Here is a 25,850-nt window from a genome sequence, read left to right on the forward strand (position 1 = left end):
GCGCGGGGTGGTCCGGGAATCGGACGGGTCCCTGCTGGTGCCCGGTGACATCCCGCTGCACGACCTGCCCGACCTGGCCCGATCGATCGGGCCGCCCACCGCTGTCACCACTGCGCCGGAGGCGGGGGCGGCGACACGGGCGGCCGGTCGTCGCAGGTGATGGTGTTGGGCAGCAGCCACGGCGCGAGCCACCCGCCGTCGTTACCGCCGAGGTCGGTCAGTGTGAACTCCGAACCGGCCGGGGTGAAGTGGAACGATCCGCAGTTGTTGACGCCGACCGCGCCCACGTTGCGAGCGTCCACGTTGGCGAACGAGGCGGACCCGGCAGCGCGGGCGCTGAGCACCGAGGTGCCGGTGCCGTCGACCCGGACGTCCCGGAACCGGGCGTCGGAGATCGAGTAGAGGTCCTTCACCGGCCAGTCGCTGACCAGCATGATCGCGTTGTACGTGTTGTCCAGGTACGCGTCGCCGGTCACCTCGATGGGCGCCTCGATGCTGCGATCCAGGGCGAAGACCCAGATCGCGCCCAGCCCGATGTTCCAGTTCAGCTCGTACGTGCCGGCGCGGGCCGTGGTGTTGTTCGTGAAGCGCAGGTGCCCGGTGAACGGCTCCGCGCCGAAGCGGGCCCCGGCGTGCAGGCCGCTGCCCTCGCGTACCGGGTCGGCGACCAGGTTGTGCGAGACGGTGGTGTCGGTGCCGCCGTAGATGGCGATGCCGTTGGCAAGGGTCGGTGACTGCACGGTGTTGTGGTCGAACGTGTTCCGTGCGTTGGCCGTCTTCTCCGACCACATCGCCAGGCCGTCGTCGCCGGTGTTGCGGACGAAGTTGTGCGACACGAGGGAGTCGGTCACGCCGGTGTGGAAGTTGAGCGCGTCGGCGATCTGGTCGACGATGATGTTGTTGGTGACGCGGACGTTGCGCATCGGGCCGTCGAACCACAGACCTGCCTTGGTGTGGTGCAGGTAGAGCCCGTCGATCGTGGAGTCGCTCATCGCACCACCGATCGCGTTGACCTGGTCGGTGTCGATGCGTTCCCGCACGTCGCCCTCGATGGCGAAGCCGGAGAGGTGCACGTTGCGGCTGCCGCCGTCGGCGGCGTCCCGCCCATAGAACCCGACCCCGGTGTGCACGGAGCCGTCCGGCGCGGGAGTCGGCAGGGCGACCTCGCGGCCCTTGATCGTGGTGTACCAGTTGCCGGCGCCCTCGATGGTCACGTCGTCGACGATGATGTGCCGGTTGACCTGGTAGGTGCCCGGCGGGATGTAGACCTTGAGGTGGGCGCGCCGAGCGAAGGCGATGGCCCGGTCCAGCGCGTCGGCGGAGTCCCGCCGGCCGGTGGGGTCGGCGCCGAAGGCGAGCACGTTCGCCGCGAGCAGTCGGACGTGCGGCGGTGCCACCAACTCGGAGTCGAGCAGGTCGATGACCGTCCAGGCGGCGGCGCTGCCGGGCGGCGCGGTGAGCCGGACCTTGTCGCCGGCCCGGTAGGTACGCCCGAGCAGCAGCCGTTGCTCGTCGTAGAAGTGGGTGGGCCGGAACGGCTTGGTGATGCTCGGGTACGGCGTGGTGGCCGACGGCACGCACTGGCACTCGGTGATCCACCAGTCCGGGTGCAGCAGCCCGGCCTGCGGGTCGTTGGTGAACGGGTACTGGTTGTAGAGCCACGAGTACTGCGATGTGAGCGTCATGGTGCGCAGGTGCTTGCCGTTGACGGCGACCCGCAGCGGCGCGGTGATCCCGCCACCCTGCGGCGCGTCCGGGATGCTGTACCGCACGGTGATCCCGTTCGCCGCGCTGGGCAGGACGAATTCCACGTACTCCCCGGGGGTGAGCCGGACCGCCCGGCGGCCGGAAGCCTCCGCGGGCAGCGTGTAGGCGGTGCGGTCGGGCCCGATGATCTCGCCGTTGGTGCGGGCGTTCTCCGCTTCCTGCTCAAGGAAGTCGACGTCCGCGCCGCGTCCGGCGACCAGTGCCGGATCGAGGGCGGCCCGGGTGACCACCGGCTGCGCGCCGGCGGACGCGGGTGGACTGGCGACGGCCGCGGTGGGTCCGGCGACCAGCACGGCGAGACCGGCCGCGAGCGCGACGGCGGTGCCGCTGGGCCGGCCGGGGCGTCCCCGCGCCGGCGTGAGGCTGCGAAACATCGGTGACCCTCCTGGGTGGGTGGTGGTGGAGGTCCGCCCGGCGTCCCCCCGACGCCCGACATTGATCGTCATGATGCAGCACCAGACAGGGCGCTGCAAGACAACTATCGAACAACGAAAATAAACGACTATCAGGCCGCAAGAAATGGACGGTTGACGAGTTGAGGTGCCGCGCGTCGCCTGCCCCCACCAGCTCACGCCCGGCGTAGGCTGATCCGCGTGGATCAAGAAGACCGGATTGCCCTCTTCCTCGACTACGAGAACCTCGCGTTGGGCGCGCGCGACCATCGTGGCGGCGCGGCCTTCGACTTCCGGCCCATCGCCGACGCGCTGGCCGAACGAGGTCGGGTGGTCGTCCGACGGGCGTACGCCGACTGGTCCTACTTCGACGAGGACCGCCGGATGCTCACCCGGTCCCACGTCGAGCTGATCGAGATCCCGCAGCGGATGGGCGCGTCCCGTAAGAACGCCGCGGACATCAAGATGGCCGTCGACGCGATCGAGTTGGCGTTCGAACGCGACTACATCTCCACCTTCGTGATCTGCAGTGGTGACAGCGACTTCACCCCGCTGGTGCACAAGCTGCGCGAGCTGAACAAGCGGGTCATCGGCGTCGGGGTTGAGGGGTCCACCTCGGGGCTGCTTCCCCCGGCGTGCGACGAGTTCCTGTACTACGACCGCTTGGAGGGCGTGGACATCCCGCCGGCCCGTGGTCGGCGCGCTCGTCCCGCCACCCGGCAGGCCGGCGCGGACCAGCGCCCACCCGAGCCGGAGCAGGAGCAGGAGCGTCGTACACAGGACGCGGAGCCCGATCGGGATGTGGACGCCCTCGCGGTGCTCGTCGCCCAGTCGGTCGCCGGGTTGCAGGGCAGCGCCAACGGTGAGGTCACCGCCTCCCGGCTCAAGCGGACCCTGTTGCGCAAGGACCCCACCTTCAGCGAGTCCGACTACGGCTTCCGCACCTTCGGCGAACTGCTGCGCCACCTCGCCGAGCGCAACGTGATCGAGCTGGCCGAGGGGCCGGCGAAGGGTGACCCCGAGGTCTCACTGCCCGAGCACGGCGACCGGGAGGTGGCGTTCGGTCTGCTCCGGGGCGTCGTGGCGGACCTCGGTAGTGGCGGCAACCCGGTGGCGTTGTCCGGGTTGAAGAACCAGGTGCGCCGGGCCCGCCCCGACTTCAGCGAGAAGAAGCTCGGCTACCGCAGCTTCCTACAGTTCTGCAAGGCCGCCGCCACCGCCGGCGTACTGGACCTGCGCTGGAGCCCCGAAGCCGACGACTACCTCCTGACAACCCAAACCTGACCGCCCCGCCGACCCGCGCCCCGCCGACCCGCGCCCCGCCGACCCGCGCCCCGCCGCGCCCCGCCCGCCTGAGCTGATCAAGAGGTTTCCGTCAGTGGGAACGCGATCCCTGACGCGAACTTCTTGATCAACAGGGTTGGGGATTGCCGGCGGGCTGCACGGTAGAGCTTCCTGATTCGCAACTCAGGAGCGGGAGAACCGCCCGTTATGGTTTCGAACCGCCAACGGTTGGCCCGAAATGCGCCTGGATTGTCGCCCTTGCCCCGGTCCGGGCATACCTGCGCCGTACCCTCCGCGCGGGAATTGCTATACGGTCGGCGAATGAAGGTGGAGGAGCACTGGTGGAACGGAGACACGACCCCGCGCGGGCGCCGGGACGTGTACATCCGTACTGACGGGCAGGGTTGGGAGGTCCGCGCCCAGATCGGTGGGGCGTCGGGTCGTGAGCGGGTGCAGCAGTGCCCAAGCCGGGCCTCGGCGGCCATCCTCGCCGACGCCTGGCGCGGCACCCACCCATCCTGGCGCGAGCTAAAGCAGCGCTGATCCGGCACCGGGCCGGGTCGGCAACGCTCCTGGGCTACAGCCCGGCGCGCCCGCCGACCGGGCCCGGCGCTCGGTTACCACTCCACAACTCGGCTGGCCGGCTCAACTACTCCTCATCACGTGATGAAAAGTAGGTCCCGGGGCGCGGATTGAGCTACCTGATCAAGGGATGGCGGCGGATCTCCGTGTCCCCGCCCTCAGGTCGGGTACCCGGAGGGCTGCCGGTCGCGCCCGATGGAGGTCGCCCATGTCGCAGGGTCCCGATGAGGAGAACGCCAGGATCGACGAGGAGGTCCGAGAGGCCGAGCGTCGGCTCGCCAACCTCGGCGCCTCGTCGGACGACGCGCTGACCGACGACGACGCCCGCGCGCCGGACGGTGCTCCCACCGAGGAGAACGCCGATTAGGGCCTGCCCGGCGTCCTGCCGGACAGGCCCCATGATCGGCTCAGCGCTTCAGCGTGAAGGTGAAGTCGCCGGAGAGCTTGCCGCTCAACCGGAACGCCGAAACGACCTTGCCCTCCATGATCAGTCGGTCGATCTCGCCGCGCGACAGACGGCAACCCTCAGCGATCAGTCGGGTCGGCCGGACCGGGACCCGTGCCGCGTTGCGGACCGCGACGTCGATCACGTCGAGGTCCAGATGCTCCGATCCGCCGGTGTCGAGACGCCAGGCGTCGGTCCAGTCCAGGGCGAATCGATTCCGGTGCTGGACGGCCGGATCCTGGAGCAGCTCGGCGACCAGGCCGCCATTGTTGGCATGGAGCCGGTCCAGCAGTTCGGGTGGGATGGTGCGCACTGTCATCCGTTCCAGGACGGTGAGTTTCGCCGTCTCCCCACACTCGGTGCAGAGCACGAGAAGCCAGACGTCGAGGAGCTTGTGGTTGGCGTTGACACGGAACTTGCCGCTCGCCCGAAGGCGTTGGGACGGGCACGCGTGGCAACGGCGGTTGACGATCGGCAGGCAGGTGGGCACGACGGCCCAGTGAATGAGCACAGAGGTACACCGGTTTCAGTGAGAAGTCCGCAGCAAAAAGGAGCGCGGCGCACAGGCGCGACGCGCGACAGATCAGCTCTCGGGAGGTCTCACAGGGTGTACAACGGCACGTCCTTACCTAGACGACCTGGTTGCGCAGCACGGTAACGGCGCACGGCGGCGCCGCTCCACTGGTTTTACGCGTCAGGAGCCCGGGTGGCGGGACGAACGAACCGGTCAGGCCTTCGGGACCGGCAGGACCACGCCCTCGGCCGCCGACCGGTGGGCCAGCTCGATCAACTCGACAGTGTGGACGGAGTCCCGTGGGTCCACCGGCATCGGCGTGCCATCGCGCAGCGCAGCCGCCACCTGGGCGTAGAAGCTCTGGTACGCGCCGGGTTCGGTCGGCACCGGCCGCAGGTCACCGTCGACGCCGAGCAGGCCGTAGCGGTCCGGCGGAACCTCACCCCAGCCCGGCTGGTCCGGGCGGCCACCGTCGTGCAGCGCCGCCTCCTGCACGTCCAGCCCGTAGCTGGTGTAGCCGGCCCGGTCGCCCAGCACCCGCAGGCGCGGCCCGAGCTGAGCGGTCACCGCACCCATCCACAGGTGCGAGTGGACCCCGTTGGCGTGGGTCAACGCCACGAAGGCGTCGTCGTCGACGGCCGCGCCCGCGCGGCGACGGTCCACCTCCGCGTACACCCGCTCGACCTGGCCGAACAGCTGCACCGCCTGGTCGACGAGGTGGGCGCCGAGGTCGAAGAGTGCGCCGCCGGCTTCCTCCGGACCGGCAAGCTCCCGCCAGCCCGGCTTGATCGTCGGACGGAACCGCTCGAACCGGGACTCGAAGCGCAGCACCTGCCCCAACTCGCCCTGCTCGACCAGGCGGCGGACGGTCAGGAAGTCGCCGTCCCAGCGCCGGTTCTGGAAGACCGTCAGCGGCACCCCACGCTCGGTCGCCTCGTCGATCAGCGCGCGGCCCTCCGCGGCGGTCGGGGAGAGGGGCTTGTCGACGACGACCGGCAGGCCGGCGGCGAGCGCCGCGCGCGCCATCGGCACGTGCTGCCGGTTCGGCGTCGCCACCACGACCAGGTCCAGGGCGTCCGGGGTACGCCACACCTCGTCGGCGTCGTCGACCAGGCGGGCGTCCGGGAAGTGCTGCCGCGCCTGTTCGCGTCGCTGCGGATCACGGGTCACGATGGCGTCGAGCCGCAGCCCGGGGGTCGCGGCGATCAGCGGCGCGTGGAACACCCGGCCCGCCAGCCCGTACCCCAGCAGACCAACCCGCAGCGCCTTCGCCATGCCGTGCCCCCGTCTCCCTGGTCCGCGCCCTGACCTGGCGCCGGTACCGCTGAGAAGAATCTACGCCGGGCCCGATCTCGGCCCGGTGCCGGTCAGGTAACCGGGTCGGCGCGCAGGTAGGTGAGGACCGCGAGCACCCGCCGGTTGGTGTCGTCGCTGGGGGGCAGGTCGAGCTTCAGCAGGATGTTGCCGACGTGCTTGCCGACCGCCGCCTCGCTGACGTGCAACCGGCCGGCGATGGAGGCGTTGGACCGCCCTTCGGCGAGCAGCGCCAACACCTCGCGTTCCCGGGCGGACAGCGCGGCGAGCGGGTCGCGGGGGCGGTGCAGCAGTTGCCGGACCACGTCCGGGTCGATGGCGGTGCCGCCGTCGGCGACCCGGCGCAGCGTGTCGACGAACTCGGTGACCTCGGCGACCCGGTCCTTGAGCAGGTAGCCGACGCGTTGGCCGTCGCCGCTGTCCAGCAGCGCCGCCGCGTACCCGGTCTGCACGTACTGGCTGAGCACCACGACCGGGAGGTCAGGTCGCTCGGTGCGCAGCGTGACGGCCGCGCGCAGCCCGTCGTCGCGGCGGCCCGGCGGCATCCGGATATCGGTCAGCACCAGGTCCGGTTGGTGGTCGCGGGCCGCCGCCAGCAGGTCCGGTGCGGAGCCGACGGCCGCGCACACGGTGAAGTCGAAGCGGGTCAGCAGCGCGACCAGACCCTCCCGCAGCAGCACCTCGTCCTCGGCGAGCACCACCCGGGTCACCGACGACATGGCAGCTCCACCCGGACCACTGTAGGGCCGCCGGGCGGGCTGGACAGGAGCAGCCGGCCGTCCACCGCGGCGACCCGGTCGGCGAGCCCGGTCAGGCCGGTGCCCTGGGCCGGGTCGGCGCCGCCGTGGCCGTCGTCGGTCACCTCGACGACGAGGTCACCGCCGATCCGGGTGAGGCGTACGTCGGCGCGGGTCGCCTGCGCGTGCCGGGCCACGTTGCCCAGCGCCTCGGAGACCACGAAGTAGGCGGTGGTGTCCACGATCTCCGGCAGTTCGTCGTGCAGGTCGGCGTGCACGGCGACCGGGATGGTGGCGGCGTCGGCCAGCTCGCGCACGGCGCCGGCCAGGCCGAGGTCGGTGAGGCTCTGCGGGCGGATGCCGTGCACCAACTGCCGCAGCATCACCATCAGTCCCCGGGCCTGGTCGTGCGCCACGGCGAGGGGGCGGGACGCGGGGGAGTCCTCGGGTACGTCCAGCCGGGCCAGCCCGAGCTGAAGGGTGAGGCTGGTCAGCCGGGGCTGGGCGCCGTCGTGCAGGTCGCGCTCGATCCGACGGCGTTCGGCCTCGTACGCGCCGACCAGTCGGGTGCGGGAGCGGGTGACCTCGCGCAACGCCGCCGCGTCCACCGGGTGGGCCAGTAACCACCGGGCCACGGCTGCCTGGGCGGAGGCGAGCAGACCGACGGCGTACCAGAGAACCGGGACCAGCAGCACCCCCACGATGGCGTACGGAATGGCTTCGCCGGTGCTGTCGATCGGCTGCCAGATCACCACCGGCTGGTTGGCGTCTCCGGCCAGCCAGGGGCTGGAGATCATTCCGAGGTCGAGCAGCACCAGCACCAGGAACACCCAGTAGGCGACCGGAGTGAACCCGCCCAGCCAGAACAGGTAGGCCACCTCCCGCCAGGTCGCGGCGTTGCGGTAGCGGGCGACCAGGCCCGGCCACGGCGACGAGGGCAGCGGGCGACCGTCGACGAGCCCGACCCGCCACCGCTCGACGACGGCCACCGGGAAGCTCACGAGCGGGGCCAACGCCAAAAGGGTGAGGCTGCCGGTCGCCAGGAACAGCATCAGCGCGATGCTCGGTGGTCGGCCGTGCAGGCGGAGCCCGTTGGCGGCGGCCAGCAGGGGCGCGCCGATGACGAGCAGCCCGACGCCGAGCACGCCGGCGATCGGCACCGTGGTCACCAGGTAGGCCAGCGCGCGCCAAGGCCACGCGGAGATCAGCCAGCGGCGGCGGCGCAGCGCCTCGGCCAGGTGCGAAGGGTGTTCCGTGGTCATGCAGCAGACGCTAATCGGGGGCGACCGGGTGCCCCAGCCGTCCAGATCCCCTCTTCGGGGTATGCCCAGCACTACCAGCGAACGGGTGTGCGGAGCCCGGAAACGGGAAGAACGCGAGGTCACGCGACCCGCGTGACCTTTGCTGGCGGCGGCTGGAGAGACATGGGTGCCAGAACCTTCGTGGTGGTCGGCGGGACCAGCGGTCTCGGCCTCGCGGTGGCCCGACTGCTCGTCGACGAGCATCAGGTGGTGGTGTTCGGCAACGTGCCGGCCGAGGTCGCCGCCGCTACCGACGAGCTGGGTTGCGACGGCGCCGTCTGCGACATCTCCTCCTACGAGCAGGTCCGTGACGGGTTCGCCGAGGTGGTCGAGCGCTACGGCACGATCGACGGGGTGGCGGCCTGCGCCTCCATGTGGGCGGGCGGCGACCTGGGGGACCTGTCGGTGGAGCACATCCGCCGGGCCGTGGAGATCAACGTTCTGGGCATCACGTACCTGCTGCGGGAGGCGGTGCAGCACCTGCACCGGCAGGGCCACGGCAACGTCGTCTACATCGGCGCGCTGGCGCTGTCGGCCCCCCGGCCCGGCATCCCCGTCTACAGGGCCACCAAGAGCTACGGCAACAGCCTTGTCGATTCGCTGGCCGAGGCCCAGCACAGCAACCGGGTCAAGGTGATGCAGCTGCACCCCGGGCCGATGCCGACCCGGCTACAGGAACGGGTGGGTGCCGAGTTCCTGGACGAGGTGTACGCCATGCCCGAACAGGTCGCCACCGAGGTCGTCCGGTTGCTGTTGCTCGAACCCGACGACCTCTACGTCTCCGGTGAGCGCGTGCTGCGCGCGGACGGGCGGTGGTGACGGCAGCAGCCGGACCCGCCGACCGTCCGGTCTCGGCCTGGGCGCCGCTGCGGACGGCGGTCTATCGCAACCTGTGGCTGGCCCTGCTCGCCGCCAACATCGGTACCTGGATGCAGACCGTCGGCGCGCAGTGGCTGCTGATCAACCACTCCAACGCCTCCACCCTCGTCGCGTTGGTGCAGACCGCCAGCCTGCTGCCGGTGCTGCTGCTGGCGTTGCCCGCCGGGGTGCTGGCCGACAGCTTCGACCGCCGGCACCTGCTGATCGCCGTGCAGCTGTTCCTGGTGGCGGTGGCGGTCGTGTTGACGCTGCTCACCCTGACCGACCGGATGCCGCCCGCGCTGCTGCTCACCCTCACCTTCGCGTTCGGTGTCGGGCAGGCGCTGACCCTGCCGGCCTGGGCGGCGGTGATCCCGGAGCTGGTGCCGCAGGAACAACTCCGGTCGGCGTCCGCGCTCGGGTCGATAAGCGTGAACGTGGCGAGGGCGGTCGGACCCGCGGTGGCCGGCGTGCTGATCGCCCGTACCGGCGTCGCCCCGGTCTTCGGCATCAACGCGGTCGCCTTCGCGATCTTCGCGTACGCGCTGTGGCGCTGGCGGCCCGGCAACGCCCGCGCGGTCGAGGTGCCGGAGCGGTTCACCGCCGCGTTGCGCGCCGGCAGCCGCTACGTACGCCACTCGCCGATCGTCCGCCGGCTGTTGCGCCGTGCGTTGGTCTTCGTGGTCCCGGCCAGCGCGCTGTGGGCGTTGCTGCCGTTGGTGGCGAGTCGGCGGCTGGGGCTGGGCTCCGGCGGGTACGGGGTGCTGTTGGCGGCCCTCGGCGTGGGCGCCATCGCGGGTGGCGTGCTGCTGGCCGTGATCCGCACCCGGCTGACGGCCAACCAGCTCCTGCTGATCGCCGGGGCGCTGTTCACAGTGGCGCTGACCGTCGTCGGCACCGTCCGGGCGGTGCCGCTGGTGCTGCTCGCCCTGCTGCCCGCCGGGATGGCCTGGGTGACGGTGCTGGCCAACGTCAACGCGGAGATGCAGCTCTTCCTGCCCAGTTGGGTACGGGCCCGGGGCCTGGCCGTCTACCAGGTGTGCTTCGCCGGTGGGCAGGCCGCCGGCGCGCTGCTGTGGGGTCTGGTGGCCGAGATGGCCGGGCTGCTCCCCGCGTACCTGGCGGCGGCGTCCCTGATGCTTCTCGGCACCCTGACGAGTCGGATCTGGCCGTTGCCGGACCTGCGCTCGGTCAACCGGGAACCGGCTGCCTACTGGCCGCAACTGCACCTGGCGCGGGAGCCGGACCCGGGGGTGGGGCCGGTGCTGGTGACGGTGCAGTACACGGTCCGGCCGGAGCGGACCCAACAATTCCTGGCGGCGATGGACCTGGTGCGTGGCGCGCGGCAGCGGACCGGCGCGATGCGGTGGGGGCTGTTCCGCCCGGCCGAGACGGTGGACCGGTTCGTCGAGGTGTACCTGGTGCCGTCCTGGGACGAGCACCTGCGCCAGCACGGCGGCCGGTTGACAGGTGAGGACCGCGCGGCCGAGCAGCGGGCCCGGGAGTTGACCGACGGCGAACCGGAGGTCCGACACCTGGTGCCCGCCGCGGCCGGCCCGACGCTCTCCGACGACCGCGAGGCGCTCTGACACCGCGCGGCACCCCTGAGCAGGGGCCGGCGCGGCCGCGTACGACGTACGGTCTCGTTGTTAGGATGGCCGCACCATGGCGAGTGAGCGCAAGGCGACCGCGGACCCGGCCCGCAGCCTGGCCCTTCTCTGGCGCACCCGGGAGCCGACCAGCCGCAGCGCCGGTCCGGCGCTCAGCGTCGATCGGATCGTCCGGGTCGCGATCGACATCGCCGACGCCGAGGGTCTCGACGCGCTGACCATGCGCCGGGTCGGTGAGGCGCTGGGGGTCGGCACGATGTCGGTCTACACCTACGTGCCGGGCAAGGCCGAACTCGTCGCCGTCATGATCGACACCGCGTACGGCGAGATGCCACGCCCCGCCGTCGAGGGCGACTGGCGTACGCGGTTGGAGCGGATCGCCCGTGACAATCTTGCGCTCTACCAGCGGCATCCCTGGATGCTGCGGGCCGAGACGACCCGACCGGTGCTCGGTCCGCACCTGATGGCCAAGTACGACTACGAGCTGAGCGCCATCGTCGACATCGGGCTCACCGACGTCGAGGTCGACGCCGTGCTCACCCTCGTGCTGGGCCACGTGAAGAGCGCCGCCCGGGCCGCCTCCGAAGTGGTCGACCTGGAGCGCGAGACCGGCATGACCGATGGCCAATGGTGGCAGTCGCACGCGCCCTGGCTGGAGACATTCCTGAAGCCCGACGCCTACCCGACCGCGTCCCGGGTCGGCACCGCGGCCGGCCAGCAGCACGGTGCCGCGTACGGCCCGGAGTACGCGTTCGAGTTCGGTCTGCAACGCGTCCTCGACGGGATCTCGGTGGTGGTCACCGAGCGGGCGGCCAACCGGTAGCCGCTAGCGCGGTGCTGCCCGTCGAGCCAGCCGGGCCAGCGAGCGCGCCGACGGGCTGCCCGGCTCGGCGTGATAGACCACCAGCGACTGGGTGGTGCCGCTGATCGTGAACTTCTCGTAGCGCAGCGCCAACTCGCCCACCTCCGGGTGCTGGAACACCCGCACCCCACCGCCGGCGCGGGCCGTGACGTCGTGCCGGGCCCACAACCGCCGAAACCGCTCGCTGCCGGCCGTCAGCTCCCGCACCAGCTCGACGAGGTGGGGGTCGTCCACCTCGGGGCCGACCTGTGCGCGCAGGCCGGCCACCGCGTTGGCCGCGACAGCCGTCAGACCCGGGTAGAGCGCCGGCACGCTCGGGTCCAGGAAGACCGCGCGCAGGAGATTCACCCCGGCGGTGAAGATCGGCGCCAGCGCGGTCGCGGCGGGGTTGGCGAAGAGCACGTCCAGGTGTCGACCGTGCACGAAGGCCGGCGTCTCGGCCCACGAACCGACCAACTGCCGGATGCCCACCGGCACCCGCTCCGAGGGTCGCGCCGCCCGGCGGGCCGGCACCGGCCGGGCCAGGGCGTGCAGGTGTGCCGCCGCGTCCGCGTCCAGCCTCAACGCGCGGGCCAGCGCCTCGACCACCTGCGTCGACGGGTGCCTGTCACGCCCCTGCTCCAACCGCAGGTAGTAGTCGGCGCTGATGCCGGCGAGCAGGGCGGCCTCCTCGCGCCGCAGGCCGGGGACCCGCCGACGGCCGTGCGCGGGCAAGCCGACGTCACCCGGCCCGATCAGCTCACGCCGGGCACGCAGGTATTCGCCCAGCGGGCCGGCCACGCTCACCCGCCCATCGTAGGAGCCGCCACCGACCGCCCATCCTGGTCCTGCCACTACCAGGAAAAACAGGGAACCGGCTAACGCCTGCCGCCCGGGTGACAGTGTCGGAGTAAGCGTGATCGAGAGACGGGACAGCAATGACAGAGCGCATCACGACCCCCTTCGGTTTCGCCTCCACCGCCGACGAGGTCATCGCCGGGGTGGACCTCAGCGGCAAGCGGGCCATCATCACCGGCGGTGCCGCCGGCATCGGCATCGAGACGGCCCGTTCGCTCGCCGCTGCCGGCGCCGAGGTCGTGCTCGGGGTCCGCCGGGTCGCGGCGGGTGAGCAGGCCGCCGCGGACATCGCGGCCAGCATCGGCGCGGAGCGGGTCACCGTCCGCGCGCTGGACCTGGCCGACCAGGATTCGGTACGCCAGTTCGTCGCCGGCTGGGACCAGCCGCTGCACATCCTGGTCAACAACGCCGGGATCATGGCGCTGCCCGAGTTGGAGCGCACCGCCGAGGGCTGGGAGATGCAGTTCGCCACCAACTTCATGGGGCACTTCGCGTTGACCGTCGGCCTGCACGACGCCCTCGCCGCGGCCGGCGGCGCCCGAGTCGTGTCGGTCAGCTCCAGCGGCAACCTCTTCTCCCCGGTGATCTTCGACGACCTGCACTTCGCGTTCCGGCCGTACGACCCGCTGCTGGCCTACGGGCAGTCCAAGAGCGCCGAGGCCCTGCTCGTCGTGGAAGCCACCCGCCGCTGGTCCGGCGAGGGCATTTACGCCAACGCGCTGAACCCGGGCGCCATCGCCACCGGTTTGCAGAAGCACACCGGTGGGCTGAAGTCGCCCAGGGAGATGCACAAGACCCCGCAGCAGGGCGCGGCGACCTCCGTGCTGCTCGCGGCGTCCCCCCTGCTGGACGGTGTCGGCGGTCGCTACTTCGAGGACTGCGCAGAGGCCCCGGTCGTCACCGAGCGGCCCGCCGACTACAGCGGCGTGGCCGCGTACGCGGTCGACCCGGGCAACGCCGCTCGGCTCTGGGACGTGGCGTCGGACCTGATGTCGTAGCGCGGCGTCGCCGCTGGCCGGCCCGGCTCGGCGGAACCACGCCGGGCCTGGCAGTCCGGGTGGTACGACTGGGGCGGCGGTGGCAGCTGCGGGCCGGGGAAGGATGGCGATGGCGGGCGGGCTTCCGGGACGGCTGCTGCTCCGGCGGGAGAACCCGGGCAGGGCGTCGTTCCTGGCCCTGGGCGTCATCGGCCCCGCGCTGTTCCTGACCGCCCAGCTGCTGCTCATCGTCCTGGTCGACGGGATGCCCGGCCTGCGGGGATACGCGCGACAGATCAGCGGACGGGACGGGTCCGACCAGCGGCGGCACGGGGAGCGGCCCGATGCCTGAGAGAGAGCCGGACCACGGCGACCAACCGCGCAGACCCGACGTGGTGGAGTTGCGGGTGCACGGCGTGTCCGGGGGCGACCCCACTGTCATCCTCGACCGCCCGGGAGTCCGGCAGGTCGCCGGCGACGACCGCGGCGGCTTCCACCGCCCCGACCGGTCGGAGGGCACCGACCCGGGCGGGGTGACGCTGGAGGCGTACCGCTGGGGGGACCTGCCCGCGGGCACCGTGGCCCGGACCCTCTCCATGGTCTTCCTGCTGCCGTTCATGTTCAGCAACGTGGCCGTGTGGATGCGACCCACCGGCCGCCGCCGTGCCGTCGGGGTCACCATGCTGTGCCGGCTCCTCGCGCTCAACCTCACGGTGCTGTACGTGGTGTCCATCGCCGGGGTCGCGCTCGACCTGTTCGCCTGGCGGTGTCTCGGTGCGGTCCGCTGCCGTGGGCCCTTCGACACGATGGCCGGGCTCGACGGCCGGCACGTCGGGCAGCGGTTGGCCGTGCTGGCGCTCCTGCCGATCGCCGCCATCGCGTTCCTCATGCTCATCGGCACACGTCGGTCCCCTCCGGTCGGCAACGGGGTGTGGGCCGTGGAACCGCTGGTGCAGCGGCTGCGAGCGATCCACGTCGCCGCCGCGCTCGCCGTACTCGATCTCATGTTGCTGGTGGCCCGTCACACCGGTGGCGCGACGCTCGGGACGACGTTGCTGCTGACGCTCAGCGTGGTGGTGCTGCTGGTCTGCGTCGGTCTGCTCGCCGCCCCCGGGCTGGCCGACCGGGCCGCGATGGCGCGAACCGCGGAATGGACCGCCCGCACCACAGGCGTCCTGGCCGTCGGTCTGAGCGTGGCGACCCTCGTCCTCGTCGTGCGCGACGACCATGGCTGGCCGTCGTCGACCGGGATGCCCGGCTACGGCGGGATCGCGGCCGGGGCCCTGTTCGGTCAGATGACCCTGCTGGTGGTGCTCAGCGGGCTGGTGCTGTGGCACCGTGGCCGTGCGGGCGGACGGTCCACGCTGCGGCGTGGCCTGGGCGCGGCGGTCGTCGCCGCCTTCGCGGTCGGCCTGGCCGGCGGGCTCTCCGCCGGCCTCGTCTACCAGATCGGGCAGTTGCTCGGCGGTTACTCCGGCGACGGCGGGCCGCCGTTGCCGTACCGCTGGACGCTCCTGGCCTTCTTCCTGCACGTGGTCGCGGCGGTGCTGGTGTGCGGCGCCCTGACCGTCCTGTCGCGGCGACGACGACGCGTTGCGGCAACGGCGATCACCCGTCTCGACTTCCCGGTGGTTCCGCCGGAGGCGGCGGGGCGGCTGCGGCTGACGATGACGACCATCGCCCGGGCGAGGTTCACCGAGTGGCTGGGTCTGATCGCGACCACGTACGCGGTGCTCGCGCTGATCGGACTGATCACGAGCCTGCTGGGGCGTACCGGGCGTGAGCCGGAGGAGTTGGCGCGACAGGCGTTCGGGCTGCCGCCACGAGTCGTCGAGATGGGGCTCACCGGAAGCACCTACCTCCTCGCGGGACTGCTCCTCACACTGTTGGCCGGGGGTGTGTTCGCCTATCGGACCGCGTGGTTCCGCCGGCACGTCGGCATTCTGTGGGACCTGGGCACCTTCTGGCCCCGGGCCGCGCACCCGTTCGCCCCGCCGAGCTACGCCGACCGGGCCGTGCCGGAGCTGGCCGACCGGATCAGCCAACTGGCCGAGCGGCACGCCGGGGTGTTGCTCTGCGGGCACAGCCACGGGTCCGCGCTGCTGGCGCTGGCGGTGCTGCGGCTGCCTCCGCGCGTACGCCGACGGGTCGCGCTGCTCACCTACGGTTCACCGCTGGACCGCCTGTACGCCCGGCTCTTTCCGGCCTACCTCAACGAGCAGGTGCTGCGGGAGGTGGGGGAGCGGGTCGAGTGGCGGTGGCTCAACCTCTGGCGGGAGACCGACCCGGTCGGCGGCTGGGTGTTCGCCGCACACCGACCCGGTGATCCAGCTCCGGACCCGGCCGATCCGGCGGGCCAGGTCGACAGGCGGTTGCGGGACCCTGCACACCTGCTGCCGGCACCGGGAGAGCGGTCCGCGCCGCCGCTGCGGGGGCATCATCCGGGCGAGACCGACCCCGAGTTCCGGGCTGCGGTGCGCGAACTCACCGAGCGCCTTCGCGACGCCAATTGAGGGTTACCGGCCACAGGGGGCAGCGACGCCGGTCAACGATCCATCTCAGGAATCCGGTCGGACTCCGCCACCGTCGCGCGGACCTTGCGCAGGGTGGCGTCGGGGGCCCGGATCGCGGCCCGCCAACGGTCCAACGTCCGGGTGAGCACCCGGACGACGAACTGCAACTGGTTGACCTGCTCGCGGAGCGTGCCCAGCTCGGACCGGGCGCTGAACGCCTCGACCTCCAACTGGGTGATCCGTGTCTGCAACGGCTGAACCAGCGTGAGGGCGGCCTCGGTGAGCGTGTCGGCGGCATCGGCCTTGAACTTGCCCCGCTGCACCACGACTGTGGCGATCGCGGCAAGGCCGGTGCCCCCGCCGAGGATGCCGAGCACGCTGAGCGCCACCTGCACCCAGTGCGGTGCAGCTGGCGCGGGTGCGGTAATCACGTGACACCTGCCTGCAACTGTTCGTAGGTCACAAATTCGCATGCTCGCGCCAGGCGACGTAGGTCGATCGCTATCTGCGCGGCCCGCCAGAGCGACCCCACCGTCACCGCCATCACGAACGACGTCGCGACGATGGAGTTTCGGCCCGACATGACCAACAGGGCCACCGCGTACATGCCGGTGATCGTGCCGAGTACCAGCACCGAGGCGAGTTCGAGACCGAGCCCTGTGGAGAGTCGGCCGGGCCACAGGATGCCCAGTAGTCCGCCCACGCCCACCGCGACCAGACCCAGCTCCCAGGCGACCTGGATGGGCTCCGGCATCGACGTCTGAACGGACGTCGGCCGGACGTTGAGGGTCATCATCAGAACGCCGCAGAGAGGTGCTGCGGCCAGGACAGCGATCTCGTACGGCTGGTGGCGGGATCGGATACGAAGGTTTCCCACGGCAACTCCTTGGTCGAGGACCGGCGTCCGGCAGCGCCCGGCGGGTCGGTGCCGTTCGGTGGGTCGCGGCCGTGGAGCCGCGAACCGTGCGGCGGAGCCCGGTGGTGCGTTGCCTGTGGACGGTCGGTGAGCGAGAAGATGGAGCGACTCGACGTCGTTGGCTGCCGGTATCTGCCTGTGTATCACCGATGACCGGTTGGCGTCCACCTGTGTAACGTCGCATTCCCGCAGGTCAAGGGGCATTGCATGATGGTTTTTGGGCGGTGGGAAGGGTGAAGCGCGGCGACCCGGCCGCACTGTCACCCGGTGACAGGGAGTGTCAGATATCTTCCCCAGGGTGACGATCGTGGGCCGGGTCGCCTGTCGATCAACGAGCGAGCAGGGCGCGCAGCGCCCGGAGCACCTCGGCCGGGGCCTCCTCCGCCATGAAGTGCCCGCAGCTGACCGTCTGGTGGTCCAGATCCGGCGCCCAGGCCCGCCACACCGCCGCCGCGTCGTAGCCCAGTGCCGCACCCCAGTCCTGCTGGAGCACCGCCACCGGCATCCGCAACTGGTTGCCGGCCGTCCGGTCGACGGCGTCGTGGGCCACGTCGATCCCGGCCGACGCCCGGTAGTCGGCGACGATCGAGGGGACGGCGTCGCGGGACGCGCGCAGGTACGCGGCACGCACCTCAGTCGGCAGAGCCTCCGGATCACGGGTCCAGACGTCCAGGAAGTGACCGAAGAAGGCGTCCGGGCTGCCGGCGATCAGCTCTTCGGGCAGGCCGGGCGGCTGCGCCATCAGATAGAGGTGAAACGCCACAGCCGCGCTGGCGCCGTGCAACACGTCCCACATGTCCAGCGTGGGTAGCACGTCGAGCAGGGCCAGGTGACTGATCGCCGCCGGATGGTCGAGGCCGGCCCGGAACGCGACCAGGGCGCCCCGGTCGTGCCCGGCCAAGGCGAACCGCTCGTGACCGAGCGCGCCGGCCAGCGCCACGATGTCGGCGGCCATGGTGCGCTTGGCGTACCTGGTGCCATCGGTGTCGAGGGGCTTGTCGCTGTCGCCGTAGCCGCGCAGGTCCGGACAGATGACCGTGTGGTCGGCGGCCAGGTCGGCGGCGACGTGCCGCCACATGAGGTGAGTCTGCGGAAAGCCGTGCAGCAGCACGATCGCCGGCCCGGAACCGCCCACGGCGGCGTTGAGCGTCACACCGTCGGCGACGGTGACGCGTCGGTAGTCGAATCCGTTGATCTTCGGGTCCACGGGGAACCTTCCTGGTGAGCAGTCCCGGCGGGGGCGGTGGCCCGTCGCCGTCGTACCTCACCGAGCCTGCCCGGCGGTGATCAGCAGCCGGTCAGCGTCGGATCAGTGCCGGCCGGGCCACGGGCCTAGATTGGTGCCATGACCAGGCAGCTGACGGCGCCCGTCGCGGTGACCTTCGGTGTACTCGGGCCGGTGATCGCCGCGACCGAGCGCGGCCCGGTCGCCCTGCGGGGACACCGGCAGCGCCTGGTGCTGGGCCGGCTGTTGATCGCCCACGGTCGGGTGGTGCCGGTGGATCGTCTCGTCGACGACCTGTGGGAGGTCGCACCGGACGGCGCTGTGGGCGCGATCCGGACCTTCGTCGCCGACCTGCGCCGGGCCCTGGAGCCCGATCGGCCACCCCGGCAGCCGCCCCGGATCCTGGTCACCGAGCCACCCGGGTACGCGCTGAAGGCCGCCCCGGACGCGGTGGACGCCGGACAGTTCGAGGCGGCCGTGGGTGAGGCGGCCCGGCTGCTGGCGGCCGGGCGTCCCGCGCCGGCCCTGGCCGCGCTGGAGTCGGCGCTCGGGCTCTGGCGCGGGCCCGCGTACGCCGACTGCGCCAACGAGTCCTGGGCGGTCGCGGAGATCAACCGGCTGGACGAGCTGCGGATGCTCGCCGTCGAGCGGCGGGCTGAGGCGCTCCTGGCGCTGGGCCGACCGGACGAGGCCGCCGCTGACCTGCCGGCACACCTGGCCAGCCATCCGCTGCGCGAGGACGCGTGGCGGCTGCTCGCGACGGCCCGGTACCGCGCCGGCCGGCAGGGCGACGCGCTGGCCGCACTGCGGGAGGCCCGCCACGTCCTGGTGACCGAGCTGGGGGTGGACCCGGGGCCCGAGCTGCGACGGCTGGAAACCGACATCCTCGCCCAGGCGCCGCACCTCGCCCCGCCGCTCGACCGGGCCGCCACCCCCGGCCCCGGGGAACCCGCGCGACCCGTCGAGACGGAGCAGCGCCCGTTCGTCGGCCGCGACGCGGAGCTGGAGCGGCTGCGGCACGCCGCCGAGGCCGCGTCCCGCCGCCGCCAGCCCACGCTCGCCCTGCTCAGCGGCGACCCGGGTGCCGGCAAGACAGCGCTCGCCGAGGCCCTGACCCGGCAACTCGCCGCCGAGGGCTGGACCACGGCGTGGGGACGCAGCCCGGAGTACGAGGGTGCCCCACCGGCGTGGCCGTGGACCCAGATCACCGACACGCTCGCCGGGACCGCCACCGGGCCGGCCGCCGTCGCTGCCGACCCGGAAGGTGGCTCGGCTGACGGTTCGGCCGACCCCGCCACCGTGCGGTTCCGTCGACACCGCGCGGTGGCCTCGTTGATCGCGGCGGCCGCCGACCGGGAGCCGGTCCTGCTGGTCCTCGACGACCTGCACCGCGCCGACGGCGACACCCTGGACCTGCTGACCGCACTGCTCACCGGCCCGCAGCCGGCCAGCGGGCCGGTGCTGATCCTCGGCACCTACCGGGCCACCGAGATCAGCACGGCGCTGACCGCCACGCTGGCCCGCGCCGCGGGGCTGGAGCCGGTCCGGGAGTACCTTGCCGGCCTGCCCGCGTCGGCGACCGGCGAGCTGGCCGGCGCCATCGTCGGGGCGGAACTTGACCAGGCCACCGCCCGGTCGATCCACCGGCGCAGTGGCGGTAACCCGTTCTTCGTCCGCGAGCTGGCCCAGCTGTACGCGAGCACGGGGCAGGCAGGGCTGGCAGCCGTGCCGCCCGGGGTACGTGACGTGATCCGGCACCGGTTGGCGCAGCTACCCGCCTCGACCCGTACCGTGCTGCGGCAGGCGGCCGTGCTCGGTCGGGACCTCGACCCGGACGTGCTGGGCGCGTTGGCCGGTGACCCCACGGCAGCGCTGGACGCCGTGGACCGCGCCCTGGCGGCCGGGTTCCTCAGCGAGCGGGAGTCCGACGGGCGGCTGCGCTTCACCCACATCCTGGTCCGCGACACGCTCTACGCCGACCTGTCAGCGCCGCGCCGCGCCGCCTGGCACGCGGCCGTCGCCGAGGTGCTGCGACAGCGGGAACCCGCCGAGCCGGCGGCCCTCGCATACCACCTGCTGCGCGCCGGCGGGCCGGTCCACGCCGCCGAGGCGTCGACGTACGCCCAGGTGGCGGCCGAGCGGGCCGAGCGGGGCGGCAACCCGCACGAGGCGGCCCGCCTGTGGGGCCAGGCGATCGACGCGTACGACAGTGCCGGCGGGGCCGAGCCGCGTGGGCGGGTGACCGCGCTGCTCGGCCTGGGGCGGGCGCTGGCCGTGACGGGCCGGCTGGCCGAGGCGCGGCTACGGCGTGCCGAGGCGATCACCGTCGCCGAGTCCACCGGCGACCCCCTGCTGATCCAGGAGGCGCTGGCGGGCTTCGACGTGCCCGCCAGTTGGACGCGCAACGACGACGACCTGCTCTCCGGGCACATCGTCCGGGCAGCCGAACACGCCCTGACCGCGCTCGGCCCGATCGGCTCGGCGCAGCGCAGCCGGCTGCTGAGCACCCTCGCGCTGGAGCTGCGCGGCACCACCACCGATCGTGGCCGCCGCGCCGCCGCCGAGGCCGAGACGATCGCCCGCGACATCGGCGATCCCGCTCTGGTGGCGTTCGCGCTCAACGCCCGCTTCATGCACGCCTTCCACAGCGTTGGCCTGGCTGACGCACGGGCGCGGATCGGCGTGGAACTGGTCGAGCTGGCCGCCCGGCACCATCTGGTGACCTTCGAGGTGCTCGGCCACCTCGTCCTGGTCCAGGCCAACTGCGCGCTGGCCGACCGGCCCGCCGCCGACGCGCACGCCCGCGCCGCCGACCGCCTCGCCGAGGCGTACGAGCTGCCGTTGGTCGGTGTCTTCACCCGCTGGTACGCCGCGCTGCGGCTGGCGTTGGGCGGCGATCGGGACGCCGCGGCAACCGCGTACCGTGCCGCCGCCGAACAGCTGCCCGCCGACGGTATGCCGGGCCTGGCCCAGGGGTTGCTGCCGCTCGCCCTGCTCGGCCTGCGTCTGGCCGACGCCGTCAGCGACGCCCCGCCGGCAGGTGACCCTCGGCTGGCCGCTGTACTGCGGCCGATTCCCGGGCCGGACGACGAGGACTGGGAGCGGCTGGACTGGGGCCCGCATGAGCAGTGGGTGCGTCCCCTGCTGCTCGCCGCCGCCGACGACCCCGGTGCTGCCACAGCGGCGTTGCGGGCCCTGCCGGACGGGCCGCACGACCTGCTTCGGGAGGTGCGGCTGTGCCTCACCGCGCGGGCGGCGCTGGCCGTCGGCGATCGTCCCACGATGGAACGCGTCGCCCGCGCGCTCCGCCCGGCCGCCACCGAACTGGCTGCCGGCAGCGGGGTGGTCACCGTCGGCCCGGTGGCCGCGCACCTCGCCGATCTGGCCGCTGCGCTGGGCCGCGACGAGGAAGCCGCCGAGCATCGCCGTACCGCCCGGGTGCTCCTGGCGCGCGTCCGCGCCGACGACCCATCCTGAGCGCCGAGGCGGGTGTGCCTGGCCAACGCGTTCTGGCTCCCCGGTGACTTGCCGGTTTCGGCCGGAACCAGCCGTGGGGTGCGGTCAGATGGAACCACCGGCGCGTCCACCGTCGGCCATGATCGGAGGGGGTACGCGTGGAGGCGCTCATCCTGATCGTGGCACTCGGCGCCACCGTCCTCGTCGGCACCACCCTCGGCGGCCGGTACCGGGTCGCCCCGCCGGTCCTGCTCATCGCGTTGGGTGTGCTGCTCGGGCTCACGCCGCCGCTGTCCGAGGTCACCCTGGAACCCGACCTGGTCCTGCTGATCTTCCTGCCGGCGATCCTGTACCGGGAGAGCCTCACCATCAGCCTTCGGGAGATCCGGGCCAACCTGCCGGTGATCGGGCTGCTCGCCGTGGTGCTGGTGGTGCTCACCATGGTCACCGTGTCGTTCGCCGCGCAGGCGTTCGGGGTGAACCCCGCAGCCGCCTGGGTGCTCGGCGCGGTCCTCGCGCCGACCGACGCGGCTGCGGTCACCGGCCTGGCCAAGCGGCTGCCCCGGAAGCTGCTCACCACACTGCACGCGGAGAGCCTGATCAACGACGGCACGGCGCTGGTGATCTTCGCTGTGGCCGTGGGGCTGCTCAGCCACAGCGCCGAACCCGGTGTGCTGGGCATAGGCGAGGAGTTCGTCGGCGCCAGCGTCGGCGGTGTGGTCGCCGGCCTGCTGGTGGGGGCCGCAGTGGTGCTGATCCGCAAACGGCTCGACGATCCGTTGCGGGAGGGCGCGCTCAGCGTGCTGACCCCGTTCGGTGCCTTCCTGCTCGCCGACTCGGTGCACGCCAGCGGTGTGCTGGCGGTGGTGGTCGCCGGCCTGGTGCTTGCCTACGCCGGCCCACGGGTGATCCGCGCCCGGTCCCGGGTCCTGGCGTACGCGTTCTGGGACCTGTCCACCTTCCTGATCAACGGCGGGTTGTTCGTCCTGCTCGGCACGCAGATTCCCCGCGCGGTCCGGGGGATCACCAGCACCTCGCCCCAACGGGCTCTGGTGATCGTGCTGGTGGTCACCCTGGTCGTGATCGGCACCCGGCTGCTCTTCGTCTACCTCACCGCACAGATCGCGAGGCTGCGGCGTCGCCGCATCATGGACCCGAGCCAGGGGCCGTCGAGCTGGCTGGTCGGAACCGTCGCGGGCTGGTCCGGCTTCCGGGGCGCGGTGTCGCTCGCCGCAGCCCTGGCCGTCCCGACGGTGATGGTCGACGGTCGACCGGTGGTCGAACGCGACCTGATCATCTTCGTCACCGCGCTGGTGATCGTGCTGATCATGCTGCTTCAGGGCACCACCCTGCCGTTGGTGGTGCGCTGGGCCGGGCTCACCAGCGACCCGGAACGCGTCGACGAGGCCCGCAACGCCCGGCGGCGGGCCACCGAGGTGGGCCTGGCCGCCCTACCGCAGGTCGCCGCGGAGGTCGGTGCCCAGGACGACTCGGTGCGCCGGCTGGAGGCCGAGTACCGGCGGCATCTGGAGGACCTCAACGAGAGCGGCGGGAGCACCGCCGAGGAGCGCCGGTTGGAACACCGACTGCGCCTCGGCGTCCTCGCCCACAAGAGGCGGGAGGTCACCCGACTGCGCGACAGCCGGGAGATCGACGACCTGGTGCTCCAGGAACTCCAGTCCGCGCTGGACAACGAGGAGATCCGGCTGTTGGGCCGCGGACCCACCGAGTGACCGAGTGCTCAGAGCACCTGGTCGAGGAACCGGCGCAGCCGCGGGTGCTCGGCCCGTTCGAAGATCGCCTCGGGTGGGCCGGCCTCCAGCACCACGCCCCGGTCCATGAAGGCGACGGTGTCGGCGACCTGCCGGGCGAAGCCCATCTCGTGGGTCACGACCACCATGGTCATGCCGGCGGCGGACAGGTCGGCCATCACCCCGAGGACGCCCTTGACCAGCTCCGGGTCGAGCGCCGACGTCGCCTCGTCGAAGAGCATCACCTCGGGGCGCAGTGCCAGCGCGCGGGCGATCGCCACCCGCTGCTGTTGACCACCGGAGAGCTGCGCCGGCCGGGAATCCGCCTTGCCGGCCAGCCCCACCAGCTCCAACTGGGCCCGGGCCACGGCCTCCGCCTCGTCAGTGTCGAGCTTGCGCAGCCGGCGCAGCGCCAGCGTGACGTTGCGCAGCACGCTCATGTGCGGGAAGAGGTTGAACTGCTGGAACACCATGCCGACCCGCTGCCGCAGCGCGTCCGGGTCGTCGCCCAGCACGCTGCGCCCGTCCAGCAGCACGTCGCCCCGGTCCGGTTCGATCAGCCGGTTGATGGTGCGCAGCAGCGTGGACTTGCCCGACCCGGACGGGCCGATGACGCAGGCCGTCGCGCCCCGCGGCACCGAGAGGTCGACGCCGCGCAGCACCCGGTTCGGCCCGAAGGCGAGGTGCACGTCGCGTACGTCGAGGCTGACCGAGGTGGTCGTTTCGGTGGTGGTCATCGCCGGTCTCCCTGGGTGGCGGTGGGCAACAGGGGCTCGTCGTCCTCGTCGTCAGGTGCGGTGGCCGGCCGGCCGTTGCGCAGCCGCCGGTCGATCCAGTTGACGACGTGTGTCAGCGGGACTGTCAACGCCAGGTAGAAGAGCCCCGCCAGCAGCAGCGCCGACTCGTTGCCGGTGGTGGCCGCGTAGTCCTGCCCGATCCGGAACAGCTCCCGCTGGCTGGCCACCAGGCCGAGGAAGTAGACCAGGCTGGAGTCCTTGATCAGCGCGATGAGCTGGTTGACCCAGGCCGGCAGCACCCGCCGGATGCCCTGCGGAATGATCACCAGCCGCATCGCGTCGGCCCAGGAGAAGCCGAGCGCCCGGGCGCCCTCCAACTGGGCGGCCTCCACCGACTGGATGCCCGAGCGGAAGATCTCCCCGATGTACGCGGCGGCGATGAGCGACAGCGCCAGAATGCCCAACGGGTAGGGATCCGGCCCCCAGACCTGCATGCCCAGCGGGGCCAGCCCGACCCCGATCAGCAGGATCGTCGCCGCGGCCGGAAGCCCCCGGAACACGTCGGTGTAGACCCGCGCCGGCCAGCGCAGCCAGCGGCTGCGGGAAATCCCGGCGACGGCCAGCAACAGGCCCAGCACCGAGCCGAGCAGGGCGGCGGAGACCGCCAGGATCAGCGTGTTGGGCAACCCGACGGTCAGCATCTCGGGCAGCGCCTCGCGCATCGCGTCCCAGTCGAAGAAGGTCTCCCACAGGGTGCTCAACGGATCCATCGGTTGCTCCTCCTACCGCCCCGCTCGCTCGTCACCGGCTCAGGACGCGGCCGACGCGGACGCCGACGGCGCGACCTTGACCGCGCCGCTGCCCGGGGCGAAGTCCGCCGGGATCGGACGGCCCGGGTAGTACTGGGCCTGCAACCGGGTCCAGGTGCCGTCGGCGATGACCTCGTCGAGGGCCTTGTTCAGCGCCTCGCGCAGGTTGTCGTTCCCCTTGGCCACCGCGTACGCGGTTGGTGCCGGGCTGAGCTGCTTGGCCGCCACGGTGATCTTGCCCTTGCTGTCGGCGGCCGACTTCTCACCGATCTCCGCCGGGGCGATCCAGGCGTCGGCGGTGCCCGCCTTGAGCTGGTTGATCGCGCCGTTGTAGTCCGGCACCCGCACCGGGTTGAGCTGCTTGCCGGTGGCGTAGTCGTCCTGGACGGTGCCCTGCACCACCACGACCCGCTTGCCAGCGAGCTGGTCGAAGCTGGTGATCGGCGAGCCGGTCGGGACGTCCAGGCCGAAGTAGCCGAAGTCGTAGCCGTTGCCGAAGTCCACAGTCTTCTTGCGGGCCTCGGTGATGGTGATCGAGGAGCTGCCGACGTCGAACTTGCGGTTGTTGACCTGGCTGAGCAGCGCGGAGAAGTCGGTGCCGACGAACTCGACAGTGAGGGAGAGCTTGCCGGCCACGGCGGTCAGCAGGTCGTTGTCGAAGCCGGTGAACTTGCCGTCCTCGAGGTACACGTTCGGCGGGGCGTCGGTCAGCGTTCCGGCGCGCAGCACTCCCGACTTGGCCAGGCCGTACGGGTTGGCGTCGGCGTCGGAGGAGCTGTCGTCTCCGCAGGCGGTGAGGGCGGTGGCGGCAAGGATCGTGACAGCGCCCAGGGCGGCGGCGCGGGTCAGGGCAGGAAGGAATCGCACTGGTGTCTCCGAAGGGTGGTGTCTCGGCGCGCACGGACGTGCGCCACCGACGGCGCGCCCGATGGGCGTACCGGTGGGAAAGGAGCTCGGGAAGGG

The 25,850-nt window shown here is 72.2% G+C and carries 23 protein-coding genes; 11 read left to right on the plus strand and 12 right to left on the minus strand.

Annotated elements, in window-relative coordinates; all coding sequences use genetic code 11:
- Positions 1-104: 104 nt before the first annotated feature.
- The gene (locus tag AB0B68_RS19260; protein WP_357261471.1) at positions 105-2,141 is read right to left on the minus strand and encodes a glycosyl hydrolase family 28-related protein; all 2,037 of its coding nucleotides are present in this window, start codon (positions 2,139-2,141) and stop codon (positions 105-107) included.
- A gap of 219 nt (positions 2,142-2,360) precedes the next feature.
- On the opposite strand from AB0B68_RS19260, the gene AB0B68_RS19265 reads away from it, so the two are divergent.
- The 3 genes from AB0B68_RS19265 (at position 2,361) to AB0B68_RS19275 (ending at position 4,392) form a co-directional block, all read left to right on the plus strand.
- Positions 2,361-3,443 carry a PIN domain-containing protein gene (locus tag AB0B68_RS19265; protein WP_357261474.1) on the plus strand — a complete coding sequence of 361 codons (1,083 nt, stop codon included), beginning with the start codon at positions 2,361-2,363 and terminating at the stop codon, positions 3,441-3,443.
- A gap of 321 nt (positions 3,444-3,764) precedes the next feature.
- The gene (locus tag AB0B68_RS19270; RefSeq protein WP_030335934.1) at positions 3,765-3,986 is read left to right on the plus strand and encodes a hypothetical protein; all 222 of its coding nucleotides are present in this window, start codon (positions 3,765-3,767) and stop codon (positions 3,984-3,986) included.
- Between the two features lie 247 nt (positions 3,987-4,233).
- Positions 4,234-4,392: a hypothetical protein gene (locus AB0B68_RS19275; RefSeq protein ID WP_357261477.1), complete on the plus strand. Its 159-nt coding sequence runs from the start codon at positions 4,234-4,236 to the stop codon at positions 4,390-4,392.
- Positions 4,393-4,432: 40 nt separating this feature from the next.
- Here AB0B68_RS19275 and AB0B68_RS19280 read toward each other — a convergent pair whose 3' ends face one another.
- From AB0B68_RS19280 to AB0B68_RS19295, 4 genes are all read right to left on the minus strand, one after another.
- Complete coding sequence (locus AB0B68_RS19280; RefSeq protein ID WP_357196918.1) at positions 4,433-4,981, minus strand: DUF1062 domain-containing protein; 549 nt, start codon at positions 4,979-4,981, stop codon at positions 4,433-4,435.
- A 216-nt stretch (positions 4,982-5,197) separates the two neighbouring features.
- A complete protein-coding gene (locus AB0B68_RS19285) occupies positions 5,198-6,259 on the minus strand; it encodes a Gfo/Idh/MocA family oxidoreductase (protein WP_357196915.1) in 1,062 nt (353 codons plus the stop codon).
- Between the two features lie 92 nt (positions 6,260-6,351).
- Complete coding sequence (locus tag AB0B68_RS19290) at positions 6,352-7,017, minus strand: response regulator transcription factor (protein WP_355006826.1); 666 nt, start codon at positions 7,015-7,017, stop codon at positions 6,352-6,354.
- Positions 7,005-8,297: a sensor domain-containing protein gene (locus AB0B68_RS19295; RefSeq protein ID WP_357261480.1), complete on the minus strand. Its 1,293-nt coding sequence runs from the start codon at positions 8,295-8,297 to the stop codon at positions 7,005-7,007. The genes AB0B68_RS19290 and AB0B68_RS19295 overlap by 13 nt, the downstream gene beginning before the upstream one ends.
- 162 nt (positions 8,298-8,459) lie before the next feature.
- Here AB0B68_RS19295 and AB0B68_RS19300 point away from each other — a divergent pair, with 162 nt between their 5' ends.
- The 3 genes from AB0B68_RS19300 to AB0B68_RS19310 all read left to right on the plus strand — a co-directional run bounded on the left by AB0B68_RS19300 (position 8,460) and on the right by AB0B68_RS19310 (position 11,627).
- Positions 8,460-9,155: an SDR family oxidoreductase gene (locus AB0B68_RS19300; RefSeq protein ID WP_357196908.1), complete on the plus strand. Its 696-nt coding sequence runs from the start codon at positions 8,460-8,462 to the stop codon at positions 9,153-9,155.
- The gene (locus tag AB0B68_RS19305) at positions 9,149-10,783 is read left to right on the plus strand and encodes an MFS transporter (protein ID WP_357196905.1); all 1,635 of its coding nucleotides are present in this window, start codon (positions 9,149-9,151) and stop codon (positions 10,781-10,783) included. Before AB0B68_RS19300 ends, AB0B68_RS19305 begins: the two co-directional genes overlap by 7 nt.
- Before the next feature lie 76 nt (positions 10,784-10,859).
- Positions 10,860-11,627, plus strand: coding sequence for a TetR/AcrR family transcriptional regulator (locus AB0B68_RS19310; protein ID WP_355006822.1), 768 nt, complete (start codon positions 10,860-10,862; stop codon positions 11,625-11,627).
- A 3-nt stretch (positions 11,628-11,630) separates the two neighbouring features.
- On the opposite strand, the gene AB0B68_RS19315 is transcribed toward AB0B68_RS19310, so the two are convergent.
- A complete protein-coding gene (locus AB0B68_RS19315; RefSeq protein WP_357261483.1) occupies positions 11,631-12,452 on the minus strand; it encodes a helix-turn-helix transcriptional regulator in 822 nt (273 codons plus the stop codon).
- Between the two features lie 131 nt (positions 12,453-12,583).
- Here AB0B68_RS19315 and AB0B68_RS19320 point away from each other — a divergent pair, with 131 nt between their 5' ends.
- The 3 genes from AB0B68_RS19320 (at position 12,584) to AB0B68_RS19330 (ending at position 15,993) form a co-directional block, all read left to right on the plus strand.
- On the plus strand, positions 12,584-13,501 hold the full coding sequence (locus AB0B68_RS19320; protein WP_357261486.1) for an SDR family NAD(P)-dependent oxidoreductase: 918 nt from the start codon (positions 12,584-12,586) through the stop codon (positions 13,499-13,501).
- A 109-nt stretch (positions 13,502-13,610) separates the two neighbouring features.
- A complete protein-coding gene (locus AB0B68_RS19325) occupies positions 13,611-13,832 on the plus strand; it encodes a hypothetical protein (protein ID WP_357196895.1) in 222 nt (73 codons plus the stop codon).
- Positions 13,825-15,993, plus strand: coding sequence for a hypothetical protein (locus tag AB0B68_RS19330; RefSeq protein WP_357196891.1), 2,169 nt, complete (start codon positions 13,825-13,827; stop codon positions 15,991-15,993). Before AB0B68_RS19325 ends, AB0B68_RS19330 begins: the two co-directional genes overlap by 8 nt.
- A 32-nt stretch (positions 15,994-16,025) precedes the next feature.
- On the opposite strand, the gene AB0B68_RS19335 is transcribed toward AB0B68_RS19330, so the two are convergent.
- The 3 genes from AB0B68_RS19335 to AB0B68_RS19345 all read right to left on the minus strand — a co-directional run bounded on the left by AB0B68_RS19335 (position 16,026) and on the right by AB0B68_RS19345 (position 18,116).
- Positions 16,026-16,424 (minus strand): hypothetical protein, encoded by a 399-nt coding sequence (locus AB0B68_RS19335; RefSeq protein WP_355006817.1) that lies wholly within the window; start codon positions 16,422-16,424, stop codon positions 16,026-16,028.
- Positions 16,421-16,870, minus strand: coding sequence for a hypothetical protein (locus tag AB0B68_RS19340; RefSeq protein ID WP_357196887.1), 450 nt, complete (start codon positions 16,868-16,870; stop codon positions 16,421-16,423). Before AB0B68_RS19340 ends, AB0B68_RS19335 begins: the two co-directional genes overlap by 4 nt.
- 367 nt (positions 16,871-17,237) lie before the next feature.
- The gene (locus tag AB0B68_RS19345) at positions 17,238-18,116 is read right to left on the minus strand and encodes an alpha/beta hydrolase (protein ID WP_357196884.1); all 879 of its coding nucleotides are present in this window, start codon (positions 18,114-18,116) and stop codon (positions 17,238-17,240) included.
- A gap of 138 nt (positions 18,117-18,254) precedes the next feature.
- Here AB0B68_RS19345 and AB0B68_RS19350 point away from each other — a divergent pair, with 138 nt between their 5' ends.
- Positions 18,255-21,611, plus strand: a complete 3,357-nt coding sequence (locus tag AB0B68_RS19350; RefSeq protein WP_357261489.1) for a BTAD domain-containing putative transcriptional regulator — start codon at positions 18,255-18,257, stop codon at positions 21,609-21,611.
- A 137-nt stretch (positions 21,612-21,748) separates the two neighbouring features.
- Positions 21,749-23,323, plus strand: a complete 1,575-nt coding sequence (locus AB0B68_RS19355; RefSeq protein WP_357261492.1) for a Na+/H+ antiporter — start codon at positions 21,749-21,751, stop codon at positions 23,321-23,323.
- Positions 23,324-23,331: 8 nt separating this feature from the next.
- On the opposite strand, the gene AB0B68_RS19360 is transcribed toward AB0B68_RS19355, so the two are convergent.
- The 3 genes from AB0B68_RS19360 to AB0B68_RS19370 are packed head-to-tail and all read right to left on the minus strand — an operon-like array spanning position 23,332 to position 25,754.
- Positions 23,332-24,078, minus strand: a complete 747-nt coding sequence (locus AB0B68_RS19360) for an amino acid ABC transporter ATP-binding protein (RefSeq protein WP_355006812.1) — start codon at positions 24,076-24,078, stop codon at positions 23,332-23,334.
- A complete protein-coding gene (locus AB0B68_RS19365) occupies positions 24,075-24,848 on the minus strand; it encodes an amino acid ABC transporter permease (protein WP_357196873.1) in 774 nt (257 codons plus the stop codon). Before AB0B68_RS19365 ends, AB0B68_RS19360 begins: the two co-directional genes overlap by 4 nt.
- A 39-nt stretch (positions 24,849-24,887) precedes the next feature.
- A complete protein-coding gene (locus AB0B68_RS19370; protein WP_357261495.1) occupies positions 24,888-25,754 on the minus strand; it encodes an ABC transporter substrate-binding protein in 867 nt (288 codons plus the stop codon).
- Between the last annotated feature and the right edge of the window lie 96 nt (positions 25,755-25,850).

Origin of the sequence: Micromonospora sp. NPDC049049 (assembly GCF_040649115.1) — a bacterium.
GTDB lineage: Bacteria > Actinomycetota > Actinomycetes > Mycobacteriales > Micromonosporaceae > Micromonospora.